Source organism: Streptomyces sp. NPDC002790, from assembly GCF_040295505.1.
In the GTDB taxonomy this organism is placed as follows: domain Bacteria; phylum Actinomycetota; class Actinomycetes; order Streptomycetales; family Streptomycetaceae; genus Streptomyces.
Genome location: NZ_JBEOVM010000024.1, coordinates 68,748 through 78,405, shown reverse-complemented (window position 1 = coordinate 78,405; position 9,658 = coordinate 68,748). Strand labels below are relative to the sequence as shown.

General features: G+C 68.4%; 10 protein-coding genes and 1 pseudogene. 5 read left to right on the top strand and 6 right to left on the bottom strand.

The genetic code is table 11. The features are described from left to right. Positions 1-60 precede the first annotated feature (60 nt). The gene (locus ABT004_RS14475; RefSeq protein ID WP_351335815.1) at positions 61-282 is read right to left on the bottom strand and encodes a hypothetical protein; all 222 of its coding nucleotides are present in this window, start codon (positions 280-282) and stop codon (positions 61-63) included. A gap of 345 nt (positions 283-627) precedes the next feature. On the opposite strand from ABT004_RS14475, the gene ABT004_RS14470 reads away from it, so the two are divergent. Together ABT004_RS14470 and ABT004_RS14460 are read left to right on the top strand one after the other, a co-directional pair. Further along, on the top strand, positions 628-1,053 hold the full coding sequence (locus ABT004_RS14470; RefSeq protein ID WP_351335812.1) for an OsmC family protein: 426 nt from the start codon (positions 628-630) through the stop codon (positions 1,051-1,053). Between the two features lie 218 nt (positions 1,054-1,271). Then, a complete protein-coding gene (locus ABT004_RS14460; protein WP_351335809.1) occupies positions 1,272-1,691 on the top strand; it encodes a LysR substrate-binding domain-containing protein in 420 nt (139 codons plus the stop codon). 31 nt (positions 1,692-1,722) lie between these two features. Here ABT004_RS14460 and sigJ read toward each other — a convergent pair whose 3' ends face one another. Both sigJ and ABT004_RS14450 read right to left on the bottom strand, forming a co-directional pair. Continuing rightward, entirely contained in the window at positions 1,723-2,616 is an 894-nt protein-coding gene (gene sigJ, locus ABT004_RS14455) for an RNA polymerase sigma factor SigJ (RefSeq protein ID WP_351335806.1), read from the bottom strand. Further along, the gene (locus ABT004_RS14450; RefSeq protein ID WP_351335803.1) at positions 2,613-3,782 is read right to left on the bottom strand and encodes an NAD(P)/FAD-dependent oxidoreductase; all 1,170 of its coding nucleotides are present in this window, start codon (positions 3,780-3,782) and stop codon (positions 2,613-2,615) included. Before ABT004_RS14450 ends, sigJ begins: the two co-directional genes overlap by 4 nt. Positions 3,783-3,869: 87 nt before the next feature. Here ABT004_RS14450 and ABT004_RS14445 point away from each other — a divergent pair, with 87 nt between their 5' ends. Together ABT004_RS14445 and ABT004_RS14440 are read left to right on the top strand one after the other, a co-directional pair. Next, positions 3,870-4,325, top strand: a complete 456-nt coding sequence (locus ABT004_RS14445; RefSeq protein WP_351335800.1) for a recombinase family protein — start codon at positions 3,870-3,872, stop codon at positions 4,323-4,325. Next, positions 4,322-4,825: a hypothetical protein gene (locus ABT004_RS14440; RefSeq protein ID WP_351335797.1), complete on the top strand. Its 504-nt coding sequence runs from the start codon at positions 4,322-4,324 to the stop codon at positions 4,823-4,825. The genes ABT004_RS14445 and ABT004_RS14440 overlap by 4 nt, the downstream gene beginning before the upstream one ends. Before the next feature lie 325 nt (positions 4,826-5,150). Here ABT004_RS14440 and ABT004_RS14435 read toward each other — a convergent pair whose 3' ends face one another. After that, positions 5,151-5,684: a DinB family protein gene (locus ABT004_RS14435; RefSeq protein ID WP_351335794.1), complete on the bottom strand. Its 534-nt coding sequence runs from the start codon at positions 5,682-5,684 to the stop codon at positions 5,151-5,153. 103 nt (positions 5,685-5,787) lie between these two features. Between ABT004_RS14435 and ABT004_RS14430 the strand changes: the two are divergent. Continuing rightward, a pseudogene (locus ABT004_RS14430) lies at positions 5,788-6,150 on the top strand (transposase); the annotation flags it as partial. A 111-nt stretch (positions 6,151-6,261) separates the two neighbouring features. Here ABT004_RS14430 and ABT004_RS14425 read toward each other — a convergent pair. Together ABT004_RS14425 and ABT004_RS14420 are read right to left on the bottom strand one after the other, a co-directional pair. Then, positions 6,262-7,989, bottom strand: coding sequence for a carboxylesterase/lipase family protein (locus ABT004_RS14425; RefSeq protein ID WP_351335791.1), 1,728 nt, complete (start codon positions 7,987-7,989; stop codon positions 6,262-6,264). 83 nt (positions 7,990-8,072) lie between these two features. Next, positions 8,073-9,479, bottom strand: a complete 1,407-nt coding sequence (locus ABT004_RS14420) for an alpha/beta hydrolase-fold protein (RefSeq protein WP_351335788.1) — start codon at positions 9,477-9,479, stop codon at positions 8,073-8,075. Positions 9,480-9,658: the final 179 nt, after the last annotated feature.

The window sequence follows — 9,658 nt, the reverse complement described above, 5'->3', positions numbered from 1 at the left end:
CTACCCCCTACCCCCTACCCGGCCGGTAGGGGGTAGGGGGTAGGGGGCACGATGCGGCGATCAGAGGGAGCCGTTGATGCTGATCTGGTGCGGCTGCGCGAGGGCGCCCTGTGCCTGGGAGGCGGCACCGAGCGCGGTGCCCTGCGCCAGGGCCAACAGGTCGGCGGTGCCGACTGTCTTGTCGTCGACGGTGACACTGCCCTCGGGGCTCAGGCCGCCGGAGATGCCGTCCAGGTCGGCGTCGGAGATCTCGAGGGCCTGAATCTGGTGAGCGGAGTTCATGGGGAAGTCCTTCGCACGGGGAGTTCAACGGGGGAGTGGCGCGGGCGATCACACCACACAGCGCGCCGATCGGCCAACCAACAGCCCACCGCACGTGGGTAGTTGCCTGAACCGAGGTGACCTTCATGTGGACGCGCGCACGAAACCGGGGCAGTTCCTCCACCTTGCTCGCCGCACGGTGCGCCCCCATGCCTTGCCACCGGCGCATTAGGGGCGACAATTCCCTACCAGCGGTACGACGGGTCCAGCGATTGCGCACGCGCTGTGCAAGTTCCGGCCAGTGCGAGTGACGGGGTGCGGGGTGGCGCCTGCTGGTCCTCACGGCCGGACACTACTGTCGGAGCCATGACTGACAATGCGCTGCGCTCCGTGTCCATCGAACGTGCCGGCCCGGGCCGGTTCACGGCGACCAACGTCCGCGGGGGCACGCTGACCTTCGGCACCGGCTCGGACGCGGACTTCACTCCGGTCGAGCTCTTGCTCGCCGCGCTAGGGGGTTGCACCGCGGTCGACGTGGAGGTCGCCACGACCCGGCATGCCGAGGCGACCGCGTTCACCGTCACGGCATCCGGCGACAAGGTCGAGGGCGGCAACCGGATGACTGACCTCGCGGTCACTTTCCACGTCACGTTCCCCGACGGACCGGAGGGGGACCGATCCCGCGCGATCCTGCCGCGGGCCGTCAAGAGCTCACACGACCGCCTGTGCACGGTGAGCCGCACCGTGGAGGCGGGCACACCGGTCACCGCGACCGTGTCGCCGGGTGCCTGACCCCGGCTCCCACGTGCCGACGTCGGGTAGTACACGGCCACCACCAGCACTCGATCGGCGAGCGGCAACGACCACGGCCGACCCCGCATAGTGCCGTTCAACGTCTCCACCCACACACGTTCAGCCCTCAACACCCCAGCCGCGCACCGGAGATGCCCAGTTCGCAGCCTGCCAGTTCTTGACCTGGGTGATGTCGGGACAGCTGTCGGGCTCAACTGATGGACGAACAGGTCTGGTTGTCCGTGCCGCCCGGGCACCGGCTCGCCGCCCGCGACTCCGTTGCCGTGCCGGAGCTGCGCGACGAACCGTTTGTGATCTCCCGGCCCGGCCACTGGCAGCGCCGCCTGCTCGACCTGCTCTTCAACCGCCACAGCCTCAGCCCGCGGATCGTCTGCGAGGGCGACGAACCGGCCGCCACCGCCATGCTGGTCAGCGCCGGTATCGGCCTCACCCTGATCCCGGCGGTGGCCCGCACCGCGAACGTCAGCGCGCCGATCGCCTGCGTCGCCGTCGATGACCCCGGCTGTCGCCGCACCCTCACGCTGCACCGGGTCGCCGACAGCCGGCAGTCGACGGCCACCCGGCTGCTGCACCACACGCTCACCACCTGGCCGTGGGGCGCGAGCCCACAAACCTGAACCTCCCGCGCCCCTGGAACCGGCTCGGCTTTTACCGGCTGATCTGACGTGGTGTCGCCAGTGCGAGGAGTTTGTCCGGGTTGCGGATGGCGTAGAAGTTGGTGATCTTCTCGTCGACGACGTCGGCCAGGAAGACACCCGCCAAGTGGTCGCCGCTGTGGGCGACAAGCGCGGTCGTGTTGCTGCAGTTGGCCATCTCGATACGCGTGTCCGGCAACCGCCCCGCGCGGAACAGTTCCAGGACGAGCGCGGCCACCTTCTCCGCGCCCACCACCGGCCGGCGCGCCGCGATCACCTTGCCGCCGCCGTCGGCGGTCCACGTGACGTCCGGCGCGAGCAGCGAGAGCAGCCCCTCCATGTCGCCCGTGGTCGCCGCGGCCATGAACCGCTCGGTGATCCGCGCGGTCCTGGCCGAACCCGCGGGCTCCAAGCGCCTGCGCCGCGCTCGCACGTGTTCACGGGCACGGTGCGCCACCTGGCGCACCGTCACGACCGACTTGCCCACCGCATCCGCGATCTCGTCGTAGCCGAAGCCGAACACCTCGCGCAGAACGAACACCGCGCGCTCGTCGGGAGTGAGCGTTTCGAGCACCACCAGCATCGCCATCGACACCGACTCGGTGAGCAACACGTCCGCCGATGCGTCGTCCTCGCTGAGCAGCAGCGGCTCCGGCAGCCACACACCGACGTAGTCCTCGCGGCGGCGTGCACCGGCCCGCAAAGCATTGAGTGCCTGACGGGTCACCAGCCGTGCAAGGTACGACTTGGTGTCACGGACCGTCGCCAGGTCCACGTCCGCCCACCGGAGATAGCTGTCCTGCAGCACGTCGTCGGATTCGGTCGCCGAACCGAGGATCTCGTAGGCGATCGTGAACAGCAGCGGCCGCAGTACGGTGAACCGCTCGACATGCTCGCCGGTGGTCACCGGGCCGTCGCCACCTGCGCGAGCCGCGGTCCCGGCTTGTACCACGCGATGGTGCCCGGGTTGCGGGCTTCCATGCCGAGGCCCATCACCGTCAGACGGCACTGCTCCTCCTTCATCTGGGCGCCCTCCCGCCCGTCGAAGTGGGTGCCCAGGGGAGTGTCGTCCGCGCCAACGACCTGCTTTATCCCGGCGTGCCGACCCAGGCTGATGAGCACCCCCCTGAAACCTTGGTCGATCACCGCAGGAGCGGTTCCCGCGATGCGGCTCAGCACGGCGTCGGCGGCCTGCACTCCGAGCGGTATCGCGGCCTGGCAGCTCATCCGCAGCGGCTGCCCCGACGGTGAACCGGCGTCGCCCGCCGCGACGATACGGTCGTCATCGACGCTGAGGAGCGTTTCGTCGGTGAGCAGCCGCCCGAGCGCGTCGACGCGCAACCCGCTGGCCGCCGCCAAGCCCGGCACACCGAAACCGGCCGTCCAGACGGTGAGCGCGCTCTGCCGTACCGCTCCCTCACTGAAGACGACCGCGTCCCGCCGTACCTCAGTGACCGCGGTCCCCTCCAGCACTGTGACGCCGTGCTCGGACAACCACGTCGCGACGGACCGGCGGCCAGGAGCGCTCAGCGCTGGGGCCAGGGTCCGACCGCAGACCAGGGTGACCGTGCGCCCCTGGTCGGCGAGCTCCGCGGCGGTCTCGATGCCGGTCAACCCGCCGCCGACCACGGTGACCACGGCATCCGCAGGCAGCTCCGCCAGCCTGACACGCAGCCGCTCGGCGGACTCGAGGCCGGCGAGCGAGTGGGCGAATTCGGCCGCGCCCGGCACAGCGGAGGGGACCGCGCCGGTGCTGCCGACCGCGTAGATGACGTAGTCGTAATCCAGCGCGGGGCCCGACGCCAGCTCCACCGTGCGGGAGGCGGTGTCGATACGGGTGGCGTTGTCGACCACCAACTCGATGCCCTCGCCGAGCAGCGTGCCGTAGTCGACCGAGGCGTCGTCATTGCCGGCCACGAACTGGTGCAGCCGGATCCGTTCGACGAACTTCGGGCGGGAATTGACCAGGGTGATGTCGACGTCGTCGCGCAGCCGGAGGTGGTTGGCCGCGGCCGTTCCCGCGTACCCGCCGCCGATGACCACGACCTTGTGGGGTGTGTTGTGTTCGATCATGCCCTCAAGACACCGGGGATCTCGGCGGTGTGACATGACGTGGTGCACGTCACACCCTGACCCCTTCCGCGTCGGCAGCGCTTGCTTGTGGCCCACCGTCCAGGTTGCCGCGACCGGACGCAATGGAGCGCCGACGTCTCCGGATCCGACCCGGCACCCTGGTGCCGGGCACTCGAAGTCCGTCGGTGTACCACGTCTAAGCGAAGATCCCTCCGGAAGGGGTGCCACGCATTCCTAGGTGCGGGCGACATGCTCGTGGTTCCCTCGCTCGACCGCTACGGCCGCAGGCTCCGGGACTTCATGCACATGGTCGCCGAGCTACGCGCAAACCTGCACACCGCTACCCCCGGCAGACGTCTCGCCTTCCATGTCTTCACGGCGCTCGCCGAGTTCACCCCCGGATCAAGGGCCTCTCGGCTGAGCGTTGTTGCTCGATACCACGCACGTCGTAGAATACGTACACAATGCCAATCCGAAGACCGGTCAAGTCTTCATGGGCGAGTCGAAAAGAGTGCGCGCCGCGTTCCCTGGGAGATCCCGTGAACAGCATCAACCCCACATGGTCCGAGCGCGAGTTGCCTGCCTTCTTCAAGCAATGGCGCACCGATTGGAAAAACGAGGAACTCGGTCCGGACAACTACATCGACTTCGAGGGCGGCCTGCGGTTCGTTCTGGCCGCCGCCTGGATGTTCTGCCCTGAAACGGTCGAGTACCGCGGCTGTGTATTCCTCAAGGACCGTTTCCATCAGAACACCGTCGACGACTGGTTCTCGAAGCTCGGCGACGATCGGAAGCGTATCGAATCTGTCGTCAACCACGTTGAGTTGTGGGACACGTTCAACAACACCCCGCTGACGGATGACGATCAGTTCGGGGAGGAATTGCCTCAACTGGCGTCGGCCCTAGGGGAATGCTGGCAGGGAATTCTGTCCACGCGCTACTCGGACCGCGAGGTCACCGTCGACGTCAGTGACGAGGAGGACGGTTCCTACGGGCCGACCGTGACCTTCTGGACCTCTCCGGCAGGGTCCGCCTCCGGGTAGCCCAAGCGGTAGGGCCCTGCGCCCCCGAACCCACTACGACTTCACGCAGGACGACACGATCGAGACGCCGCTCGTCGTCGTACGGATCGGCGACACGGTCCTCGCGGGCGTACAGCCGGAGCTGACCGCTCGTACGGGGCCGGCCGTCAAGAACGCCTCGCCGCACCCCGCAAGTGCGTCGTCACCAGGGTGAACGGCACCACCAAGTACCTTGCCGAGAAGGGTGGTTACGACCGGATCAACTTTGCGGCCATGAACTCCCGGTTCGGCAGGGGTGCGGCTCGTCGAAAGGCTGTCCCGCAATGCATCAGCGTTCACAGATTACTCATTCGCCGGTCTGTCCGTCGATGAGTTCGCGCGCGATGTCGAGGTGCCCGACGTGGCGGGCGTACTCCTGGAGCAGGTGGAAGAGGATCCGTCCGAGGGAAGGTGCTTGCTCGGGCGTCTTGAAGCGACCTCCGAGGAGAGCCTTGTCGGTGAACAAGGCATCCGCTGTGAGGGAGTTCGCCATGGTCACCTCTGCTTCGTATGCGGCGATGACCTGGGCGACGGACGTGTCGGGCGCGACCCTCCACTCCTCAGCGTCTCCGCCGTAGGGGTAAGCGACAACGTCCTGGGCGCCGAACCCCCAGCGCATCCATCGGCGTTCGACCCAGCCAAGATGCTGGACCAAGCCGATCGGCGACCAGCCCAGCCGTTCGACAGGCGCACGTAGCTGGCCGTCGGACAAGCCGGCGAGCTTTCGCATCAGGGCCTGGCGGTACCAGTTCAGATAGCCAAGGAGGAGCTCATGGGCGTCGGAGACGTCCACGGCCGGTCCGTCGAGAAGCGCGGGAGCGTTTTCCGAGGGCTGCTGCATCCAGTGAACGTAGCGCGGGCGCGAAGTCGAGCGCACGCCCCTGACATGATCTGGGTGTGGCTGGTGTGATCACGGCATCAGAGCCGTCCTGGACAGCTCCGTTCGCCGGGTAGCAGACCGGATCATCAACCACCTCGGCCCACTCCTCGCACTCCATCCGCGCCAGCGATTCGCGAAGGACACCGTGCTCATCGTGGACGGCACCCTGGTGCCCACCCGCGACCGCTCGATTGCCGAGCAGTCGAAGAACTATCGCTACTCCAGAGCCCACCAGGTCGTCTTCGACGCCGACACCCACCTGGTCGTCGTAGTCGGCCGGGAGCTGCCCGGCAACCGTCACGACTCCCGAGGATGGGAGGAATCCGGCGCCAAGGACGCCGTCGGCACGACCATTACCATCGCGGACGGCGTCCACCACGCCATGCTCGGTACCGCTCGTCTGCACAGTCTCGCCCTCACCGGATAGGCGGCGGGCGCACCCAGCGGCTACCTGTTGATCGCACGGATCTCCAACATCATTGCGGGACATCCTTGAGCTGCTGCACACGGTGTGACGGCGGCCGGTTTCCGGGTGCGGCTACCAGGCGTCCTGGGTCGCGAAGTACCGCTTCCAGAAGTCGGTTTTGCGCTCCGATGCCACGCGCGTCGGGCCGTAGTGCTCGCCGATCTCCATCACGGTGGGGGAGGAGGGGCTGTGGGCGGCCCACTTGGGCAGCCCGGGGCCGTTCGGATCGCCGGTGGCGATGTAGTTCGCCAGGTAGGAGGAGAGGGTGTCGGCGATCTCGCGGTCCTGGTCGGTCCAGGCGTGCGGATTGCCGGCCGTGTCCGGGTAGAGGCTGCCGAAGAAGTAGACGATCTCGGAGCCGTGGTAGGCGCCGCGGATGTCGTGGTCGGCGCCGGGCGGGCGGTGTGTCCAGAAGTAGGTGTACACCGGCTTGTGGGCACCCTTGGCCCACTCCTGGCCCCAAAGGTACGTGGAGACACGGGAGTTGTCGCGTACCGCGTCGTTGCTGGCCAGGGCGGCCTCGTCGTCGGTGCTCGCGGGGTAGAGCGTGAGGAACTCGTCGGCCATCGCGTCGAACTTCCGGCGCGCGGCGCTCACATAGTCGTCCAGGGTGACGTGGACGGGCGGTGCGCCGGGGCGGTCCGGATAGCCGCTCTCGCGCCAGGAGGCGAAGGCGGTCTCGGGCACGGCGCCGCTCTCGTCGAGGTTGTTGCCGGCCAGGTACCAGACGTCGTTCTGCGCGCGGGCGTCGTACGTGGCCTGGTATCCGGCAGGCAGCACCCAGCCGTCGACGACGGGGCGGAACAGGGGTGGTTTCGCCACGGTCTTGGTGTCAACCGATTCGTCCTTGAGGGAGGCGCCGTCCGTGAAGTCCTTCCAGGGCAGGGCCCGTAGCTCCGCAAGGGTGCTCGCGCCCTTCGTCTCGCCGTACGCGGGTCCCTGCTGCAGCGCGGTGTCCATCTCACGCAGGGACACCCCGAGGTAGCGCAGTTCGGGGTCGCGCGGGTGGCGCACCTGGCTCTCGGCGACGGAGCGGGAGAAGAGCCCGGTGGCGAGCGGGGACATCGACAGCATGTCCGTGGAGCCTGCCCCGGCCGACTGGCCGCCCACGGTGACGCGGCGCGGGTCCCCGCCGAACGCGGCGATGTTGTGCCGCACCCACTTCAGGGCGGCGATTTGGTCGAGCAGTCCGTAGTTGCCTGACACACCCTGGCGGGACTCGGCGTTCAGCTCGGGGGTGGCGAGGAAACCGAGCGCGCCCAGACGGTAGTTGACCGTCACGACGACGACCCCCTTGCCCGCGAGGACGGAGCCGTCGAAGCTCGGGTCCGAGCCGGTGCCCGCGGAGAAGCCGCCGCCGTAGAGCCATACGTAGACCGGACGGCGCTGCGACGAACTCCCCGCTCCGGTCCAGACGTTGAGGTTGAGGCAGTCCTCGCTCATGGTGAGGGTGGTCGACGCCTGCGGGGGTGCGTCGCCGAAGGTGTCGGCCTTGCGTACGCCCTTCCAGGACGCGGCGGGCCGGGGCGGCCGCCACCGGTTCCTGCCCGCGGTGGAGGCGGCGTAGGGGATCCCCTTGAACACGGTCACGCCGGGCACCGCGGCGGGCACGCCGGAGACGAGGCCGGATTCGGTCCGTACGGGCCGGTCCGCAGACGGCTCTGCCGCCGACGAGGAAGGAGCCGCGACCAGGTCGAGGAGGACGGCTCCCGCGGCGACACCGACGGTCCTGCCGAGGAAGCCACGTCGGTGGATCAACGAGCCTGTGGGCAGGGGAGGTTGGCCTTCTGACGATGTCATGCGGATCTCCTGATCGATGTGCGGAGGGGGTGCTCGGGGCGGGCCCTGTCGCCGTGCGGAGGAACGGGTGTGTCGGCGTCGCCTCAGCCCGTCACCGGCGGGAAGAACGCGGTACGGGTGAGGAAGTCCTTGATCAGCCGGCGCCAGACGAACCACTCGTGGCCGCCGTTGACGAAGTCCGCTGTCACGCCCACGCCCTTGGCGGCGAGGGTGGACACCACGCGGGCGTGGTAGGAGTGGCCGGCCCCGTGCACGCCGCTGGGTGTGATGCTCGGTTCCTGCCAGCCACCACCGACGAAGACACCTGCCTTCTTGATCGCCGCCGTCCGGGCGTCGCTGATGTCGGAGGCGTCCGGGACGGTGAAGGGTGCGATGACACCGGGGCTGAGGACGCCGTAGTAGCCGAATTGGCCGGTGTGCCGGAACAGCAGCGACATCGCGACCGAGCCGCCGAAGCCCTGTCCGCCGACGGCCCGTTCGGAGGGGGAGGTGGAGACGTGGTACCGCGACTCGACGTAGGGGATGACATGGTCGATGACGTTCGCGTCGAACGCCGGATATCCGGTGGCGTCGTCCGTCTCGCCGAGCGAGTTGGGCATCACGACCACCATCGGCCGGATCTGCCCGGTGGTGATGAGGCGGTCGAGAATGTTGCTCACCGCGCCCTGGGTACTCCAGTCGGTCTCGTTGTCACCTCCGCTGAACAGATAGACCGTCGGGTACGGCTTCGAGCGGTGCGCGTCATAGCCGGGTGGTGTGTAGACGGCCAGGCGGTTGGTGCCCGAGGGGATGATCGGGCTGTCCGTCGGATACGCGACGTCGGCCAGCCTGCCGCGGTCTCCCTCGGCGGGAGCCTGCCAGCCGTCGTCGACCGTCCCGAACCGGGGATCCGAGGGAACGTAGACCTGGCTGAGCGCCTGAACCGAGCCGGTGGCCTTGCCGCCGTGCGTGTTCCACGGCGGGTTGGCCGGGTCGGACACCTGGGTGCAGCCGGTCTGGGTGGAGCTGGAACAGTCCACGTAGAAGCCGTAGTTGAAGGTGCCGGACGGCAGCGGGACCGTGTACGACCACACACCGGTGCGGGAGTCCTTGGTCATGGTGGCCACTGGCCAGTTGGCCGCTGGCCAGTTGGGGGAGCCGATGGGGATGTCACCCGGTTCCCACTGTGCGGGCGGCAGCCCTGGTGTGGCGATGGTGGTGTCCTTGTCACCGGCCAGGGCGGAGAGCTTGTACGGGTTGGCGAAGTACCACTCGCCCTTGATCTGGACGCGGTTGGCGTCGGCGGCTCTGAACCGGAACGTGACGGTGTAGCCCGTGGGACCGCTGCCGGTGTGGACGACCTGCGGGGCGAGAGCGCGTACGGCCCCGGCGCTCTCGCTCGGCTGAGCCGCGCCGGCGCCGGCGCTCGTAGTGAGGACCAGTACCGCGGCCAGGACCGCGAGGGGGGCGCGGAACGCTGCCGCTGCGCGGCGTGTGGGGGAGAAGGACACGGCGAGGGGACCCCCGGAGGGTGGTCGGTGGGTGGCCAGAGGTTGGGGACCCTGGGGCAGTCATGGCGAACGCCGTGAACGTAACGCGCGACAAAATCGTGAGCAATATGTTCGACAGAACTTCTTGGCCGTGACGGCCTCAAAGTGTTCAACAACCCTGCACGGAGAGGGCTTTAGGT

Excerpts from the sequence above, each read along its gene's own strand:
- ABT004_RS14470 (WP_351335812.1), top strand. The coding sequence starts at position 628 with ATGACTGACAATGCGCTGCGCTCCGTGTCCATCGAACGTGCCGGCCCG.
- ABT004_RS14435 (WP_351335794.1), bottom strand. The coding sequence starts at position 5,684 with ATGCAGCAGCCCTCGGAAAACGCTCCCGCGCTTCTCGACGGACCGGCC.
- ABT004_RS14475 (WP_351335815.1), bottom strand. The coding sequence starts at position 282 with ATGAACTCCGCTCACCAGATTCAGGCCCTCGAGATCTCCGACGCCGAC.
- ABT004_RS14425 (WP_351335791.1), bottom strand. The coding sequence starts at position 7,989 with ATGACATCGTCAGAAGGCCAACCTCCCCTGCCCACAGGCTCGTTGATC.
- ABT004_RS14460 (WP_351335809.1), top strand. The coding sequence starts at position 1,272 with ATGGACGAACAGGTCTGGTTGTCCGTGCCGCCCGGGCACCGGCTCGCC.
- ABT004_RS14450 (WP_351335803.1), bottom strand. The coding sequence starts at position 3,782 with ATGATCGAACACAACACACCCCACAAGGTCGTGGTCATCGGCGGCGGG.